General features: G+C 74.1%; 16 protein-coding genes and 1 pseudogene. 6 read left to right on the plus strand and 11 right to left on the minus strand.

Annotated elements, in window-relative coordinates:
- Positions 1–2 precede the first annotated feature (2 nt).
- The gene (gene hisF / locus KSP35_RS07095) at positions 3–776 is read right to left on the minus strand and encodes an imidazole glycerol phosphate synthase subunit HisF (RefSeq protein ID WP_217000361.1); all 774 of its coding nucleotides are present in this window, start codon (positions 774–776) and stop codon (positions 3–5) included.
- 66 nt (positions 777–842) lie between these two features.
- On the opposite strand from hisF, the gene KSP35_RS07100 reads away from it, so the two are divergent.
- A complete protein-coding gene (locus KSP35_RS07100; RefSeq protein WP_217000363.1) occupies positions 843–1427 on the plus strand; it encodes a histidine phosphatase family protein in 585 nt (194 codons plus the stop codon).
- Here the strand turns inward: KSP35_RS07100 and KSP35_RS07105 are convergent, their stop codons facing one another.
- Positions 1428–1841, minus strand: coding sequence for a hypothetical protein (locus KSP35_RS07105; protein ID WP_217000365.1), 414 nt, complete (start codon positions 1839–1841; stop codon positions 1428–1430).
- A gap of 75 nt (positions 1842–1916) precedes the next feature.
- On the opposite strand from KSP35_RS07105, the gene KSP35_RS07110 reads away from it, so the two are divergent.
- Entirely contained in the window at positions 1917–2930 is a 1014-nt protein-coding gene (locus tag KSP35_RS07110; RefSeq protein WP_217000367.1) for an NADP-dependent oxidoreductase, read from the plus strand.
- Between the two features lie 13 nt (positions 2931–2943).
- On the opposite strand, the gene KSP35_RS07115 is transcribed toward KSP35_RS07110, so the two are convergent.
- The 6 genes and pseudogenes from KSP35_RS07115 to hisD form a co-directional block, all read right to left on the minus strand.
- Positions 2944–3873, minus strand: coding sequence for a GNAT family N-acetyltransferase (locus KSP35_RS07115; RefSeq protein ID WP_217000369.1), 930 nt, complete (start codon positions 3871–3873; stop codon positions 2944–2946).
- Between the two features lie 38 nt (positions 3874–3911).
- On the minus strand, positions 3912–4646 hold the full coding sequence (gene hisA / locus KSP35_RS07120; protein WP_217000371.1) for a 1-(5-phosphoribosyl)-5-[(5-phosphoribosylamino)methylideneamino]imidazole-4-carboxamide isomerase: 735 nt from the start codon (positions 4644–4646) through the stop codon (positions 3912–3914).
- A gap of 80 nt (positions 4647–4726) precedes the next feature.
- Positions 4727–5380, minus strand: coding sequence for an imidazole glycerol phosphate synthase subunit HisH (hisH, locus tag KSP35_RS07125; protein WP_217000373.1), 654 nt, complete (start codon positions 5378–5380; stop codon positions 4727–4729).
- Positions 5377–5997 carry an imidazoleglycerol-phosphate dehydratase HisB gene (gene hisB, locus KSP35_RS07130; protein ID WP_217000375.1) on the minus strand — a complete coding sequence of 207 codons (621 nt, stop codon included), beginning with the start codon at positions 5995–5997 and terminating at the stop codon, positions 5377–5379. The genes hisH and hisB overlap by 4 nt, the downstream gene beginning before the upstream one ends.
- A complete protein-coding gene (gene hisC / locus KSP35_RS07135; RefSeq protein WP_217000377.1) occupies positions 5994–7022 on the minus strand; it encodes a histidinol-phosphate transaminase in 1029 nt (342 codons plus the stop codon). The genes hisB and hisC overlap by 4 nt, the downstream gene beginning before the upstream one ends.
- A gap of 40 nt (positions 7023–7062) precedes the next feature.
- A pseudogene (hisD, locus tag KSP35_RS07145) lies at positions 7063–8357 on the minus strand (histidinol dehydrogenase).
- A gap of 336 nt (positions 8358–8693) precedes the next feature.
- Between hisD and KSP35_RS07150 the strand changes: the two are divergent.
- The gene (locus KSP35_RS07150) at positions 8694–8888 is read left to right on the plus strand and encodes a hypothetical protein (RefSeq protein ID WP_217000381.1); all 195 of its coding nucleotides are present in this window, start codon (positions 8694–8696) and stop codon (positions 8886–8888) included.
- 343 nt (positions 8889–9231) lie between these two features.
- On the opposite strand, the gene nth is transcribed toward KSP35_RS07150, so the two are convergent.
- On the minus strand, positions 9232–9885 hold the full coding sequence (nth, locus tag KSP35_RS07155; RefSeq protein ID WP_217000382.1) for an endonuclease III: 654 nt from the start codon (positions 9883–9885) through the stop codon (positions 9232–9234).
- 93 nt (positions 9886–9978) lie between these two features.
- On the opposite strand from nth, the gene KSP35_RS07160 reads away from it, so the two are divergent.
- Together KSP35_RS07160 and rlmN are read left to right on the plus strand one after the other, a co-directional pair.
- Positions 9979–10860, plus strand: a complete 882-nt coding sequence (locus KSP35_RS07160) for a GNAT family N-acetyltransferase (RefSeq protein WP_217000384.1) — start codon at positions 9979–9981, stop codon at positions 10858–10860.
- A complete protein-coding gene (gene rlmN / locus KSP35_RS07165; protein ID WP_217000386.1) occupies positions 10857–12029 on the plus strand; it encodes a 23S rRNA (adenine(2503)-C(2))-methyltransferase RlmN in 1173 nt (390 codons plus the stop codon). Before KSP35_RS07160 ends, rlmN begins: the two co-directional genes overlap by 4 nt.
- Positions 12030–12080: 51 nt before the next feature.
- Here rlmN and KSP35_RS07170 read toward each other — a convergent pair whose 3' ends face one another.
- Complete coding sequence (locus KSP35_RS07170) at positions 12081–14378, minus strand: VCBS repeat-containing protein (protein WP_217000388.1); 2298 nt, start codon at positions 14376–14378, stop codon at positions 12081–12083.
- 128 nt (positions 14379–14506) lie between these two features.
- Entirely contained in the window at positions 14507–15283 is a 777-nt protein-coding gene (locus KSP35_RS07175; protein ID WP_217000390.1) for a sugar phosphate nucleotidyltransferase, read from the minus strand.
- Positions 15284–15390: 107 nt separating this feature from the next.
- Here KSP35_RS07175 and KSP35_RS07180 point away from each other — a divergent pair, with 107 nt between their 5' ends.
- Positions 15391–16332 (plus strand): rhomboid family intramembrane serine protease, encoded by a 942-nt coding sequence (locus tag KSP35_RS07180; RefSeq protein WP_217000392.1) that lies wholly within the window; start codon positions 15391–15393, stop codon positions 16330–16332.
- Positions 16333–16358 lie beyond the last annotated feature (26 nt).

Consider the following 16358-nt stretch of genomic DNA (forward strand, 5'->3'; position numbering starts at 1 on the left):
CCTCAGGCCGGGCGCACGGTGATGCCGGCGGCGGCCATGACCGCCTTGGCCTCGGCCACCGTGTGCTCCCCGAAGTGGAAGATCGACGCGGCCAGCACGGCGTCGGCCCCGCCCTGCAGGACGCCGTCGGCCAGGTGGTCGAGCGTGCCCACTCCGCCGCTGGCGATGACGGGCACGCCGACCGCATCGCTGATGGCCCGGGTGAGCTCCAGGTCGAAGCCGTCGCGGGTGCCGTCGCGGTCCATGGACGTGAGCAGGATCTCGCCGGCCCCCAACCGGACCGCCTCGGCGGCCCACTCGACGGCGTCGAGGTCGGTGGCCGTGCGCCCGCCGTGGGTGAAGACGCCCCACCCCTGGCCCGGGTCGTCACCGGATCGGCGGCGGGCGTCGATGGCCACCACCGCGCACTGTGAGCCGAACTCGTCGGCCACGTCGGAGATGCTCTCGGGCCGGTTGATGGCGGCAGTGTTGAGCGACACCTTGTCGGCGCCGGCCCGCAGCATCTTCCGGGCGTCGTCGACGGTGCGGATGCCGCCGCCGACGGTGAGCGGGATGAACACCTGCTCGGCGGTGCGAGCCACCACGTCGACCATGGTGTCGCGGTCGTCGGAGCTGGCGGTGATGTCGAGGAAGACCAGCTCGTCGGCGCCCTCGGCGTCGTAGCGGGCGGCCAACTCCACGGGATCGCCGGCGTCGCGGAGGTCGACGAAGTTCACGCCCTTGACCACCCGGCCGGCGGTGACGTCGAGGCAGGGGATGACCCGGGCGGTGCGCACGCAGGGACCGTACCGGTCGCTCGCGACCGTCCCCAACCGCGATGGCGTCCGGGCCAGACTGCCCGGGTGACCACCACGCGACTGCTGATCGTCCGCCACGGCGAGACCGACTGGGCGCGCGACCGCCGCCACACGGGCCGCACCGACATCGCCCTCAACGAGACCGGTCGGGCCCAGGCCGCGGCGCTGGCCGGCCACCTGCCCCTCGCCGGCGTGAGCCAGGTCTGGAGCTCCCCGCTGGCGCGCGCCGCCGACACGGCCCGGCTGGCCGGCCTGGCCGTCGACCGGGTCGACGACGACCTGCTCGAGTGGGACTACGGCGCCGCCGAGGGCCGCACCACCGCCGAGCTCCGCGCCGAGCACGAGGGGTGGGACGTCTGGACGAACGGGGTCCGGATGCTCGGCGGTGGCGGCGAGGCCGTCGACGAGGTCGGTGACCGGGTCGACCGGGTGATCGCCCGCGCCACGGCGATCCCCGGCACCGTGGCCCTCGTGGCCCACGCCCACCTGCTCCGCGTGCTCACCGCCCGGTGGCTGCACCAGCCCGCCGCCTTCGGCCGCCACCTCACCCTCGACCCCGCCGGCTGGGCGATCCTGGCCTGGGAGCGCGAGACCCCGGTCATCGACCGGTGGAACCCGCCCAAGCCGTAGTCAGCGCAGGGGACCGAGCTTCTCACCGGTGAGCCGGCGCGACGGCACCGTGCTCACCGCGCACGCGGCGATCGCCACGCCGGCCCCGAGCAGGAGGGCGACGTTGCGCCGGTCGTCCCGGGCTGCGTTGCAACGACGGTCGACCAGGCCGACCTCCCGCCCCGAGGCGAGCACCGCCATGGCGTCGTCGACCGTCTCCTTGCCGCACTCGATGCGACCCGCCGGCGCCACCTCGACGCGGTAGGGCACCGCCAGGACCCACACCGCGAGGGCGACCAGGGCCACGACCGCCACGGCGACGGCGGCCACGATCCGCTTGGCCGATCGGCTGGGCCGTCGCGTGCCCGGCAGCGGGGCCCGGGGCTCGCCCGGCTCGGCCGGCTCGGCGGCGTCGGGGTCGCGGGCGTCGGGCACCGTCGCAGTCTCGCCCTGCAGCACCCCGCCGCCGCAAGCCGAGCAGGCCACCGGCACCGGTGCCAGGATGCCGCCATGACCGACACCAGCCGCCGCCTCGTCCTCGCCCGCCGCCCGGAGGGCATGGTCGACGACACCGTCGTCCGGGTGGACCAGGTCCCCGTGCCGGTGCCGGGCGAGGGCGAGGCCGTCGTCCGGGTCCGCTACCTCTCGATCGATCCCACCATCCGCACCTGGATGGACGACGCCCCGGGCTACCTGCCCCCGATCGAGCTCGGCGCCGTGATCCGCAGCGGGGGCATCGGCGAGGTCGTCGCCTCGAACAGCGAGCACTACGCCGAGGGCGACACGGTGTTCGGCATGCTCGGCTGGCAGGACCACGCCGTCGTGGGCGGTCCCGACGCCATGGCCCAGGTGGTGCCCGGCGAGGTCGACCCCACCGCCGCGCTGAGCGTGTTCGGCACCACCGGCATGACCGCCTACTTCGGCCTGCTCGACGTCGGGAAGCCGGAGGAGGGCGACACCGTGGTGGTGTCCGGGGCGGCCGGGGCCACCGGCTCCGTGGTCGGCCAGATCGCCAAGGCCAAGGGCGCCGGTCGGGTCGTGGGCATCGCCGGCAGCGACGAGAAGTGCGCCTGGCTCGTGGACGAGCTGGGCTTCGACGGGGCGGTCAACTACAAGACCGAGGACGTCGCCGCCCGCCTGCGCGAGCTGTGCCCCGACGGCATCGACGTCTACTTCGACAACGTCGGCGGCGAGATCCTCGACACCTGCCTGGGCCAGCTGGCCATGAAGGCCCGGGTGGTCTGCTGCGGTGCGATCTCCGCCTACAACGACCGTGGCGCCGCCTACGGCCTCACGAACTACTTCACCCTCATCACCAAGCGGGCCCGCATGGAGGGCTTCCTCATCCTCGACTACCTCGACCGCTTCGGCGAGGCCCAGGGCGAGATGCTCGGCTGGGTGCTCGACGGCAAGGTCAAGCACGCCGTGCACGTGGTCGACGGCCTCGAGCACGCCACCGACGCGCTGAACCTGCTCTTCACCGGCGGCAACACCGGCAAGGTCATCGTCAAGCTCGAGGACTGACCCGGGCAAGCGCTCAGGCCGGGGCGCTGGCGCGGTAGTGGTAGCCGTGGCCGTCGGTGAAGCCCAGGCCGCGGTAGAGCGCCTGGGCGCCGGGGTTGTCCCGCTCCACCTGCAGGTAGAGGTGGGTGGCGAAGCGCTCGCGGGCCTGCTCGGCGAGCTCGGCCAGCAGCGCCCGGGCCACCCCCATCCGCCGCCAGGCCGGGGCCGTGCCCATGCCGTAGATGCCGGCCCAGCCCCGCTCCAGCACCGCGAAGCCCACGCCGGCCACCACGTCGTCGCCCACCAGCGCCGCCCCGCCCAGGATCGACGGGCCGAGCGCCCCGAGCATCCGGCCGTACGCCTCGGTCCGCGCCCGCCACACTGCGTCCTCGCCGTGGACGGCGCCGTACCGGCGGGCCCACGCCACGCTCACGCCCTCGTCGACCACCACCGACACCGGCGGCTCGGACCCGGCCGGCACCGGACCGCCGGCGGCGAACGGGCCGGTGCCGGCCAGGGCGTGGGCCTCGACCGCCACCCGCCAGGCGTCACCCGCTCCCCCGCCTTCGGCCACCCGCTCGACCTCGCCGACCAGCAGGTCCACCGGCGCCTCGACGACGTAGCCGCGGCGGGCCAGCTGCTCGTCGAGCGCCGCGCCGGCCGGGTCGGCCGAGGACACCTGCACCAGGACCCGCTGCCCGAAGCTGCGGTACCAGGCCTCGATCACGTCCAGGGCGGCCGCCGTCGCCCGCAGGTCGGCTCCGGCGGCTGCAGCGGGGAGCACGGCGTTGGCCCGCCGGAACGGGAGGTCGGGAGCGGCCTTGCACAGCCAGCCGTCGACCAACCGGGTCAGCGGGGCGACGGTGGCGTTGGCCGCCACCTCGTCGAGCAGCCGGCCGGTGCGGGCACCGGTGGCGTCGGTCGGGCGCGGCGGCTCGGGTGCGGTGGGATCGGCAGCGCTCACCGCCGGGTTCTACCCGACCGGGGTGGCGCTCGGCCGGGCTATTCGACCTGGGCGGCGGCGAGCGCGCCGTCGATGCTCAGGGCGCCGTCGTAGAGCGCCTTGCCCACGATGGCGCCCACCAGCGGACGGCTCTGCGCGCCGAGCGCGGCGAGGGCCCGCACGTGCTCCACGTTGCCGACCCCGCCCGAGGCGATGACGTCGGTCTCGAGGGTGTCGAGCAGCTCGGCGTAGAGGTCGGTGTCGGGGCCGGTGCCCGCTCCGTCGACGTTGATCTGGGTGACGATCAGGGCAGCGAAGCCGGCGTCGTCGAACTCGGCGGCCACATCGGCCAGCTGGCGCCCGGAGCCCTCGACCCAGCCCCGCACCGCGACCTCCCGGCCGCGGACGTCCAGGCCCAGCGCCACCTGGCCGGGGAACCGCTCGACCAGCGAGCGGGCCCAGTCGGGCCGCTCGAGCGCCGCGGTGCCGATGACCACCCGGGCCACGCCGGACGACAGCAGCGCCTCGGCCGACTCGTCGTCGCGCACGCCGCCCCCGGTCTGCACCGGCACGCCGATGGCGCCAGCGATGGCGGCGATGACGGGACGGTTGACGGGCTCACCGGTGCGGGCGGCATCGAGGTCGACCACGTGGATCCAGCTCGACCCGGCGTCGGCGAACTGCCGGGCCTGCGCCACGGGGTCGTCCCCGTACACCGTCTCCTGGGCGAAGTCGCCCTGGTAGAGGCGGACGCACTGCCCGCCACGAAGGTCGATCGCCGGGTAGAGGTCCATCCTCGGAGCTTCGCAGAATCCTCCTTTGGACTCGAAACCTCCGCCGGAGGCCGGTCCGCGACGCACCAGGTCGAACGCGGCTACCCGCCGAGCGAGCCGACGAAGGCGGCGAGCAAGCGCAGCCCGTTCCCGGCGCTCTTCTCGGGGTGGAACTGGGTGGCCCAGAGGGCGTTGCGCTGGATGGCGGCGGTGACGGGGACGCCGTACTCGCAGGTGGCGGCGACGTCGGCCGGGTCGGCCACCTCGGCGAAGTACGAGTGGACGAAGTAGACCCAGGACGGGTCGGGCTGGCCGTCGGCCATCGGGGTGGGCTTGGCCCAGTCGAGGACGTTCCACTGCATCTGCGGCCGCTTGACCCCCTCGGGGATGAGGCGGATCTGGCCCCCGACCACGCCGAGGCCCGGCACCCCGGGCGACTCGTCGGAGCCGTCGAAGAGCATCTGCATGCCGACGCACACGCCGAGGAACGGCCGGCCGTCGCCGGCCGCTGCCGCTGCGCCGGCGTCGTGGGCGATGGTGGCCAGGCCGGCATCGGCCAGCGCCTCCATGCAGCGGCCGAAGGCGCCCACGCCAGGCAGGACCACGCCGGCGGCATCGGCGATGACGCCCGCGTCGGCGGTGAGGCGAGCATCGGCGCCGACCTTCTCCAGCGCCTTCTGGGCCGACCGCAGGTTGCCGATCCCGTAGTCGAGCACCGCCACCAACGGGCGATCGGCCCCGGTCTCCGAGCTCACAGGGAGCCCTTGGTGGACGGCACGCCGGTGCCCTCCACCCGCACCGCGTCGCGCAGGCAGCGGGCCACGCCCTTGAAGGTGGCCTCGATGACGTGGTGGGTGTTGCTGCCCGCCTTCTTGGTGACGTGCAGGGTGATGCCGGCCGACGTGGCGAAGGACTGCCAGAAGTGCTCGACCATCTCCGGGTTGAAGGGCGGGTTCCCGAGCGGCAGCACCTCGCCGAACGGCACGTCGTAGACGAAGTACGGCCGGCCCGACAGGTCGAGCGCCACCTCCACCAGGGCCTCGTCGAGCGGGTACAGGCCCGACGCGAACCGGCGCACGCCCCGCTTGTCCCCCAGCGCCTCGCGGAACACCTCGCCGAGGAGGATGCCCACGTCCTCGACGGTGTGGTGGCCGTCGACGTGGAGGTCGCCGGTGGCGTCGATGGTCAGGTCGAACCCGCCGTGGCGCCCGATCTGGTCGAGCATGTGGTCGAAGAACGGCAGCCCCGTGGTGGTGGCCACGACCCCCGTCGGGCCGTCGACGTCGAGCGTGATGGCGATCGACGTCTCCTTGGTGGTGCGCTCGCGGTGCGCCGACCGGGTGGGGGTGGCGGGCGTGCTGGCGTCGGTCATGCGAGGGCCTTCCGGAGGGCGGCGAGGAAGCGGTCGTCCTCGTCGGTGGTGCCGATGGTGATGCGCAGGCACCCGTCGAGGCCAGGCCACGACGAGCAGTTGCGGACCAGGACGGACTCGTCGAGCAGGGCCTGCCAGACGGCGTCGCCGTCCCGGGCGATCGGGCGGAACAGCACGAAGTTGGCGCTGGAGGGCCACACCTCGACGGGCAGGTCGACCAGCTCGGCCACCACTCGGCCCCGCTCCTCGACCAGGGTGGAGACCCGCTGCTCCATCTCGCCCACGAAGTCGAGGGCGATGCGCCCGGCCGCCTGCTTGAGCGAGTCGAGGTGGTACGGCAGCACGACCTTCTCGAGCTCGGCCACCACCCAGGTCGGCGCGACGAGGTACCCGAGCCGCGCTGCGGCCATCGACCACGTCTTGGAGAACGTGCGGGTGACCACCAGGGGTGTGTCCTCGTCGACCAGCGACAGCGCCGACCAGGGAGCGAACTGCGCGTAGGCCTCGTCGACCACGAGCAGGCCGGGGACGAGGCCGAGCACCTCGCGGACGGTCTCCTCGGTCTCGACCATCCCCGTGGGGTTGTTGGGCGAGCAGACGTAGGTGATGGCCGGCTGGTGCTCGGCGACGACCCGCCGCACCTCGTCGAGGTCGAGCGAGAGGTCGGCGGCGCGCCCGCCCTCGGCCACCTCGGAGCCCACGATCTTGGCGATCTGCGCGTGCATGGCGTACGTCGGCTCGAAGACCGCCACGGACCGACCCGGCCCGGCGTAGGTGAGCGACAGGACCTGCAGCACCTCGTTGGAGCCGTTCGCCACGAACACCTGCTCCGGCGCCACGCCGTGGAGCTCGGCCAGGCGCACGCGGAGGTCCCAGGCCGCCCGGTCCGGGTACCGGTGCCAATCGATCCGCCCCACCTCGGCGGCGAGTGCGTCGACGAACGCGGCCGGTGGGGCGAACGGCGACTCGTTGGTGTTGAGGCGGACCTCGACGTCGACCTGCGGCGAGTGGTAGCCCTCGCGCATCGCAACGTCGTCGCGCGGCAGGAACCGGGCGGCCACCGGCTCAGCCCCCCTGCGGGCGGCCGGCGCGACGCAGCACGCTCTCGGCGTGGGCGGCGAGGCCCTCGGCGGTGGCGATGGCGGCCACCGTGGGGGCGGCCTGCTCGAGCCCAGCCTGGGTGAGGGTGACCACGTGCACGTCCTTCTGGAAGTCGCTCACGGTCAGGGCCGAGCCGAAGCGGGCCGTGCCGTCGGTGGGCAGCACGTGGCTCGGACCGGCGAGGTAGTCACCGACCGAGGCGGGCGACCACGGGCCGCAGAACACGGCGCCGGCGTGGCGCACGAGCGGCACCAGGGCTTGCGGGTCCTCGGTGATCAGCTCGAGGTGCTCCGGGGCGATGGTGTTCGAGACGGCGATCGCCTGCTCGGGTGAGTCGACGAGCACGGCGTAGCCCCCTCGGCGAAGGTGCTCTCGATGTCGGCGCGCCGGGGCGCCACCGCCACCTGGGCGTCGATCTCGGCGACGATGGCGTCGAGCGCCGCCTCGGACCAGCTGATGAGCCAGGCCAGCCCCCCGGGACCGTGCTCGGCCTGCAGGATGACGTCGACGGCGGCGAGCTCCACGGGCGTGCTGTCGTCGGCGACCACCACGACCTCCGACGGTCCGGGGAAGCTCGACGGCACGCCGACCAGGCCGGCCACCTGCCGCTTGGCGAGCGCCACGAACACGTTGCCCGGACCGACGATCACGTCGACCGGCCGGACCGACTCGGTGCCGTAGGCCATGGCACCCACCGCTTGCGCACCGCCGATGGCGTAGACCTCGTCGACGCCGGCGATGGCCGCCGCCGCGAGGGTGGGCAGCGGCACGTTGCCGTCCTTGTCGGGCGGCACGCACAGCACCACCTCGGGCACCCCGGCGACCTTGGCCGGCACCGCCGTCATCAGCACGGTGCTCGGGTAGATGGCTCGACCCCCGGGCACGTAGCAACCGGCGCGGTCGACGGGCACCTTGCGGCCGACGACGGTGATCCCGTCGCGCTCGTAGGTGTGCTCGGCCACCACCTGGTGCTGGTGGAAGTCGCGGATGCCGGCGGCGGCCACCTCGAGCGCGGTGCGCAGCTCGGGATCGATGGCGTCGAGGGCGGCGGTGATCGCGTCCGGCGGCACCCGCAGGGCGCCCGGTCGCGTGCCGTCGAAGCGCTCCGTGAGGTCCCGGACGGCGTCGTCGCCCCGCTCGCGGACGTCGGCCAGGATCTCCGCCACGACGGCGACGGGGCCCTCGGCGGCCTGGTCGGGGCGGGGCAGCTTGCCCCGGAGGTCGTTCCCGGCACCCCGGAGGTCGAGTCGTCGCAGCACGTCTGGACGTTAACGGTTGGGGCCCGATGCCCCGGTGGTCGCTTTCACCGCCCGAGGCGCAGCAGCCGGCCAGGCGTGCGCCACCGCACCCCACCGCACCTCACCGCCCCGTCCGGCTCGTCCCGTCCCACCCGCAACTTGTGGGCCCACACCGCCGAAAACGGAAGCCTCCGCCCACAAGTTCACCGCGGTCCCGGCACCGACGGGCAACTTGTGGGCCCACACCGCCGAAAACGGCGGCCTCGGCCCACAAGTTGCGGAGGGGGGAGGGGGCGGGGGGCGGGCGGCGGGGGGACGACGGGGGGACGAGCGGACCGGGTCGGGCAGACTGCGGCGATGGCCCTCCCCCACGCGCAGCTCTCGGCGATCTCCTCCGGGCTCGACGAGCTGGTGGTCCGCGTGGCCGAGCTCGGTGAGGCGCTCGATGCGGATGGCGGGTCCGATGCGGCCAACGCCCTCTTCGAGGCCGAGCGGGCCTTGAAGATGGCGACTCGGGCGCTGGCCCGGGCTCGCCGGTCCCTCCGCGCCTGAGCGGCTCCTCCTCGGAGGCGCTTCGTCACCGGCGCACGGCGACGCGCCCGTCGCAGAGCAGGCTGACCGTCGGGAAAACAGCACCGCCGCCCCGAAGGGCGGCGGTGCAGCGACACCAGGCGGCGGATCCCGGCGTCGCGTCCAACCAGGTGGCGGGTACCTGGTCTTCGATCACCATACACACGCGCCGTTGGTCCGTCACCCGGTTGCGCACGCAAATGTCCACAGGCGTCGGTGACATCCGTCACCTGTTCGGCGGTCGTCGTTGACGCTCATGTCAGCGGACCTCGCCTCGATCTGCGAACACTGCTGGTGCCCCATCCGCCGGCGGCGGGCCACCCGATCAGGCGACGCCTGCGCTGGGGCAGAAGTCGGCCAGCACGCACCGGTCGCACGCCGGCTTGCGGGCCGCGCACACGCGGCGCCCGTGGAGGATCACGCGCAGGCTGAAGCGGCCCCGCTCGGCGGCCGGGACCATGGCCCCGAGGACGTGCTCGACCTTCACGGGATCGGTCTCGGTGGTGAGCCCCAACCGGTGCGAGAGGCGCAGCACGTGGGTGTCGACGGGCAGGCCCGGCAGGCCCTGGGCCACCGAGCGCACCACGTTGGCGGTCTTGCGGCCGACGCCCGGCACCGTGACCCAGTCGGCCATCGCCGTGGGCACCTCGCCACCGAAGCGATCGACCAGCGCGCCGGCCATCCCGATGAGGCTCTTGGTCTTGTTCTTGTAGAAGCCCGTGGAGCGGATGATCTCCTCGACGTCCTCGGCCCGGGCGTGGGCCAACGCCTCCGGGGTCGGGTACCGGGCGAAGAGGACGGGCGTCACCAGGTTGACGCGTGCATCGGTGCACTGGGCCGAGAGGATGGTGGCCGCGAGCAGCTCGAAGGGGTTGGTGTGGTGGAGCTCGCAGAGGTCCACCGCCGTCCCGGGGTACTCGAGCGCCAGCAGCTCGTGGGTGCGCCGGGCACGGCCGGCAGGGGTGCGGGGACGGGCCATCGTCGGAGGATACGCACCCCCCGCCGCCCCGCACCGGGAGCGCCGGGCGCTCGCAACCGGAGCGGACCGAGACCCGACCGGTAGCGTCGAGGGGTGCCTCCTGCCCCGCCGAGCGACGCGACCCACACCACCGGCCACGCCGGCCGGCGGGCCATCGCCGGATCCGACCTGGAGCTCACGTTCACCACCCGGGGCGACGTCGGCGAGCTGGAGCTGGGAGGCATCGGCCCCGTCGAGCTGGTCGCCGCTGCGGTGGGTGCCGTCGACGCCGTCCGCACCGCCCACCCGGAGGTGGCCTTCCACCTCGCCGCCGACCACCCGGTCGACGTCCTCGACCCGCTGCCCGAGGCCCTCGCCGATGCCGCCGGCCTCCCCCACCGCCGCGACCTGCTGCAACTGCGCCGCCAACTCCCGGTCCCGCCCGACCACCCGAGCCGTCGGGGCGCCCCGCCCGTGGCGCTGCGCCCCATCGACCTCGAGGGCCACGGGCGGCCCGACCTCGCCGAGGACGATCCCGACATCGACCGGCCCTGGGACGATCCCGACGGGTGGCCGCCCGACGTCGGCGCCTGGCTGCGGGTCAACAACCGGGCCTTCGCCGACCACCCGGACCAGGGCGCCGAGACGGTGGAGACCCTGGTGGAGCGGCGGCGCGGGGAGCCCGACGACGCCGGCTTCCTCGTGGCCGACGACCCGGCGCGGCCCGGCGAGCTGTCCGGGTTCTGCTGGACGAAGGTGCACCCGGCCACCGACGAGGACCCCGAGCTGGGCGAGATCTACGTGATCGGCGTCGACCCGTCGCACCGCGGCGAGGGCCTGGGCGTGTCGTTCGTGCTCGGCGGGCTCGACCACCTGGCGAGCCGAGGCATCGGCACCGCCAACCTCTACGTCGAGGCCGACAACGAGCCCGCCCTCCGGCTCTACGACCGCCTCGGCTTCACCGCCCACCAGCGCCGACGGGTGTACACCGCATGACCTCCGACCCGGTGACCGCCCCCGAGGGGCTCGACGACCCCGGCGCCCTCGGCGACCTGGGCGACGCCACCGCGGCTCGCGCCCGCCGCGCCGCGCTGCGCGTCCGCCCGGCCCTCCCCCGCACCCGCTACGACTGGTCCCGGCCCGAGCTGGCAGAGCTGCTCGCCGGGCAGCCGCGCTACCGGGTCGACCAGGTGTGGCAGGGCCTGCACCAGCACGGCACCGAGCCCGCCGACTGGTCGAACCTGCCCAAGGCGCTGCGCAGCTCGCTCACCGAGCAGCTTCCGCCGGCGCTCGAGCTGGCCACCGAGTCGGTGAGCGACGACGGCCAGACCGTCAAGTGGCTCTGGACCCTGGCCGACGGCCGCCAGGTCGAGACCGTGCTCATGCGCTACCCCGAGCGGGCCACCGTCTGCGTGTCCTCCCAGGCCGGCTGCGCCATGGCCTGCAGCTTCTGCGCCACCGGCCAGGCCGGGTTCGACCGCCACCTCACCGTCGGCGAGATCGTCGAGCAGGTGGTGCGAGCCCGCACCCGCGCCGCCGCCGACGGCCAGCGCCTGTCGAACGTGGTCTTCATGGGCATGGGCGAGCCGTTCGCCAACTTCGACCGGACCTGGGCGGCCGTCGAGCGCATCCACGACGACCTCGGCCTCGGCGCCCGCCACCTGACCCTGTCGACCGTGGGCGTGGTGCCCGGCATCCGCCGGCTCGCCGCCGCCGACCTCCCGGTGAACCTGGCGGTGTCGCTGCACCTGGCGAACGACGCCGAGCGGGACGTGCTGGTGCCCATCAACCGGCGCTACCCGCTGGCCGAGCTGGCCGAGGCGTGCCACGAGTACGTCGAGGCCACGCACCGGCGCCTCTCGTTCGAGTGGGCGCTGATCGACGGCACCAACGACACCGAGCGCCACGCCGTCGAGCTGGCCGCCTACGCCCGCCCGCTGCGGGCCCACGTGAACCTCATCCCGCTCAACCCGACGCCCGGCTACGCCGTGCGAGGGACCCCGCCGGCAGGCGTCCAGGCCTTCGCCGACCGGCTGGGCGAGCTCGGGGTCAACGCGACCGTCCGGCGCACGCGAGGCACCGACATCGACGCCGCCTGCGGACAGCTGCGAGCGAACCACGGGGCCGACCCGACCGGGTCGCCCGAGCCCGTCCCCGCTCGCTGAACGCCGGCGGGCTCGGCCGGCCCCGACGGCTGCGCAGGCGGGGCCAGGCCACTACCGGTACCAGATCGACTCGATCGTGGCGCCGGGGGCGTACCAGAAGATCCCGTCTCCCCCGCCGGCCGAGAAGGACCCGGGGACCGCCTGGTGGGGCGCCTTGGTGGCCAGGGTGATCGAGCTCCGGTCCCGGGTGGGGGTCCACCGCGTCCAGAAGTCGGTGGTGCCGTTGGGCTTGTGCCACACGATGTCGTCTCGCCGGTCGCCGTCGAGGTCGAGCACCACCGGCTCGTAGCTGTCGCTCACGGTGACCGCGGTCGAGCTGAAGGTGCCGGCGCCGGTGGCGAACCACGAGTAGTCGGCCGCCGTGCCCGGGGCGTACCAGAACACGTCGTCCTGGCGGTCGCCGTTGAAGTCGCCCACCAGCGGCGTGTACGGGCCGCCGACGGCGATCGCCTTGCTGACGTAGCCGCCCGCTCGGGCGTGGAGCCAGAGCCGATCGGCGCTCGGCCCCGGGCCGTACCAGAAGATGTCGTCGAGCCCGTTGCCGTCGAAGTCGCCGACGAACGGCTGGTAGGCGCCGCTGACCGTGTCGGCGTGGGCGTCGAAGCCGATCCCGTTCCACGTCCAGAGCGAGTCGGCCACCGCGCCGGGGCCGTACCAGAACACGTCGTCGCCGCCGTCGCCGTCGAAGTCGCCGATCAGCGGCTGGCGTCCGGCCCCCGGCGAGAGGGTGACGCTGGTGAAGGTGCCGTCGCCGCGGGAGTACCAGAGGAACGAGCGCCCGGTGGAGCGCTGGTAGAAGAGCAGGTCGTCGCGCCCGTCGCCGTTGACGTCGAGCGGGAGCACGTCCTCGTAGGTGCTGCCGATGTTGATCTTGCGGTCGCCGAACTGGCCCGAGCCCCGCCCCTGCCACAGGGCGTCGCCGGCCACGCCCGGGGCGTACCAGAGGATGTCGCCCTTGCCGTCGCCGTCGTAGTCGAAGCTGATGGGGCGGTAGGTGCCGCCGACCGACGCGGTGGTGGCCTTGATCCCGGCCGGGGCCGGCACCGGGTTCGTGGCCGGCGGCGGCGTGACCGGCGTGGTGGCGCAGGAGCCGCGCGACGCCGTGAGGTCGCAGAGGCCCGACGAGGCCGACCAGGTGATCCCGGAGCCGGCCTGGTTCGACCGCACCCGCTCGTTCTTGCCCAGGAGGCGCTTGCCCGAGATGTCGATGTCGTAGCCGGTGTCGGCCTTCAGCCAGTGGCGCTCCTCGTAGCCGTTCCGCTTGATCACGTAGAACGGCTTCGACAGCGGCGTGGGGGCGACGGTGGGGGTCCCCCGCCCGTCCGGAGCCAGCGTCGCCCACCCGGTGGCGCCCTGGATGACGCCCACCGATGGGTTCACGTACCAGCACTCGACGGCCGCGGTGGAGCCGGGGAGGGTGCACGAGCGCTTCACGGCGCCGCCGGTGGCCGACATGCCCTGCACCAAGCTGACGTTGGCGAAGTACGGGGTCGAGGCGGTCATCTTGGCGTACTCGGCCTGGCACAGCGAGCAGCTGCGGGTGGAGGAACCGGCCCACCAGGGCCACCACGCGGCGTCGCGGCGCTCCTGGTCGGTGAAGGGCGCGCCGTGGCCCACGACGTTGGTCGGGGGGCTGCAGTACCGGGCGGCCATGCCGGCGGCGACGTCGCCCGCCACCACCCGGGTGTCCATGCGCTCGATCGCGGTGTAGGGGGCGCCCACGCCGGCGCTGTCGTACTGCCAGATGCCGATGCCCGGGTGCCAGAACGCCCGGGGGTAGGCGGTGTACGGGTCCCGGAAGGCGTAGAGGGTGCCGTTGGCGGACTGGTTCGACGTCGTGGCGCTGGTGCCGTTCCACTCGTCGTAGCGCGACAGCGTCATGGGCGCCGGGGCGCTGGACGGCGAGGTGGCGGCCGAGGATTCCTTGAAGATGGGGGCGACCACGAGGGCCGTGAGCTCGGGACCGGTCAGGCCCGAGCAGCGCGAGGTGGCATCGGTCGCGGCGTTGATGGCCGCCCAGGGCCCGTCGCCGAAGTACCGCAGCGTGGTGGACGAGGCCGCGCTGGTCCGAGCCGTCGGCGCCTCGCCCGCCGGTGCCGGGGAGGCCACGGGGAGATCGGGGTCCGGCGCCTCGGTGCCGCCCACGGGCTCGCCGTCGGTGAACCCGGGCGGGAGGTCGGCCGCCCCGGCGAGGCCGGCGTCACCGCCACCCTCCGTGGCGGTCGCCGTGGTCGTCGGCGCGCTCGACGCCGTCGTCCTGGGTGCTTCCTGCGCGCTCGCCACCGCACCGGTGACGGCCACCGAGGAGGCGATGGTCCACAGGATCAGGGCGGGGGCGAGTCGGCGCATGGTTCCTCGGGGTCGGCACCCCGGAGGGGGGCCAGGCTCGATGGTCGGGGACCCCGCCGCCCGAGCCGATCTGGCGGTCGCACGGAGCGTGCGGGACCAGGTTCGACCGCGAGGGGAAGGGTCCCTGTCTATCGGCCACGAACGAGGAGAGTGAACCTTTCACCACGGATGGTGTCCAGCAGACGCTCCGTCTCGCGCACTTCCGCGTGTTCCCACAGCACCACGCGCGTGAGCTCCGCTCCGCTCCGAACCTGCGCGCTCGGATCCACCACGGATCGTCCACCTGACGACGCCAGGTTGGCTTCCAGGTAGTCGCTCGGGGTGCCGCAATCGACGAACTCCAGGTCTGCTTCCACGAGGTCGAGGCGCCCTGCAGCGGCCTCGGCGCGCCAGCTGACCTCGTACAGGCCCGAGGGCTCAGGGGCCAGTCCGGCGACCACCCGCCAGGGCAGCAGCGCCACCCCGCAGTAGCGGGCGGAGCCGAAGTCGCCGCGGGCCTCGTCGGTCACGCAGAGCAGTCGGACCCGCTCCCGATCCCAGCCGTCGACGAACGGCTCGAGGTCGAGGCCCGGCCCGAACCACCCGTCGGCGTTGGTGGCGAGGACGTCGCGCCCGTCGACCCACGGGCGCAGGGCCCCGAGCGCCCCCGCCGTGCCCAGCGCCACCGTGCGCTCGAAGGACCGGTGCACCGAGGCGGGCAGGTGGGCGTCGAGCTGCTGGGCGCCGTGGTGCAGGTTGGCGGCGATGGCGTCGGGGGCCACCACCGGGTCGAGGCGGTCGAGCGCGTGGTCCACCAGCGCTCGACCGCCGACCGGGCACAGCGGCTTGGGACGGAACCGCGTGAGCGGGGCGAGGCGGCGCCCCGCCCCCGCTGCCAGCACCACGCCTGCGAGGTCTGCGCCCATGTGCTCCCCGGTCGCTGCACGGTGCCCGCCCCGGCGGGCCGGCCGGGCCAGTCTCGCGTCCCGGTGGACGGCGGCCGGGCTCGCGGGGGCACCGCTAGCCTCTCACCATGTCCGGCCGGTACGCGTTCTCCCTCCCCGACCCCCGCCAGCGCGACGGCTGGTTCCGCGTCAGGTCCATCGACGTGACCACCACCGCCCTGATCGTCGGGCTGGGCCTGATCTCGATGCTGGTCTACGCCGCCGACCCCGCCACCTTGTTCAAGGGGGCGTTCCAGACCGACCTGGTGCGCGACGGCGAGCTCTGGCGGCTGGCCACCTGGCCGCTGGCCAACCCGCCGCTGAGCATCTGGGTGCTGGTCGGCCTGGCGGTGTTCTGGTTCCTGGGCCACGTCGTCGAGGACCAGGTCGGCCGCAAGCCCTTCACCGCCCTGATCGCCGCCATGGCGGTCATCCCGGCCGTGCTCGTCACGCTCCTCGGGGTCGTCAACGAGAACAGCGCGAGCGTCGGCAAGTGGTCCGCCTTCAGCTACGGCACCTCGCTGCTCACGCTCGGCCTCATCACGATCTTCGGGATCGACAACCCCAACGCCAAGTTCTTCTTCGGCATCCCGGCCTGGGTGATCGCCGCCGCCTACGTGGCCATCGAGGTGCTCGGGCTGCTCGGCAACCGGGCCTACGCCCAGATCGTCCTGCTCCTCCTGGTCATCGCCGTCGGCGTCATCGGCGCCCGCCAGCGGGGCCTGTGCGAGGTGGCCAGCTTCATCCCCCGGGTCCGGGCCCTCGGCGGCCCACCCCCGTCGCCCTACGGCCAGGTCGGCAGCTCCCGGCCCAAGCGGCCCAAGGCGCGGCGCCCGGGTCGGGGCCGCAGCCGGTCCGAGGGTGCCGTCGTCGCCGGGCCGTGGAACGCGCCCACGGGTGGCCCCACGCCCCTGGAGCAGGCCGAGCTCGACGTCCTGCTCGACCGCATCAGCGCCGGCGGGATCGACTCGCTCACCAAGGCCGAGAAGGCCCGGCTCAACGACCTCAGCAAGCGGATGCGCGGGTCCTGATCCCCGACCGGAGGCGGGCCGCCCGC

Source organism: Aquihabitans sp. G128, assembly GCF_019048865.1.
Lineage (GTDB): Bacteria > Actinomycetota > Acidimicrobiia > Acidimicrobiales > Iamiaceae > Aquihabitans.

Excerpts from the sequence above, each read along its gene's own strand:
- KSP35_RS07170 (WP_217000388.1), bottom strand. The coding sequence starts at position 14,378 with ATGCGCCGACTCGCCCCCGCCCTGATCCTGTGGACCATCGCCTCCTCG.
- KSP35_RS07150 (WP_217000381.1), top strand. The coding sequence starts at position 8,694 with ATGGCCCTCCCCCACGCGCAGCTCTCGGCGATCTCCTCCGGGCTCGAC.
- KSP35_RS07180 (WP_217000392.1), top strand. The coding sequence starts at position 15,391 with ATGTCCGGCCGGTACGCGTTCTCCCTCCCCGACCCCCGCCAGCGCGAC.
- hisC (WP_217000377.1), bottom strand. The coding sequence starts at position 7,022 with ATGCGCGAGGGCTACCACTCGCCGCAGGTCGACGTCGAGGTCCGCCTC.
- hisA (WP_217000371.1), bottom strand. The coding sequence starts at position 4,646 with ATGGACCTCTACCCGGCGATCGACCTTCGTGGCGGGCAGTGCGTCCGC.
- nth (WP_217000382.1), bottom strand. The coding sequence starts at position 9,885 with ATGGCCCGTCCCCGCACCCCTGCCGGCCGTGCCCGGCGCACCCACGAG.
- KSP35_RS07175 (WP_217000390.1), bottom strand. The coding sequence starts at position 15,283 with ATGGGCGCAGACCTCGCAGGCGTGGTGCTGGCAGCGGGGGCGGGGCGC.
- hisB (WP_217000375.1), bottom strand. The coding sequence starts at position 5,997 with ATGACCGACGCCAGCACGCCCGCCACCCCCACCCGGTCGGCGCACCGC.
- KSP35_RS07110 (WP_217000367.1), top strand. The coding sequence starts at position 1,917 with ATGACCGACACCAGCCGCCGCCTCGTCCTCGCCCGCCGCCCGGAGGGC.
- rlmN (WP_217000386.1), top strand. The coding sequence starts at position 10,857 with ATGACCTCCGACCCGGTGACCGCCCCCGAGGGGCTCGACGACCCCGGC.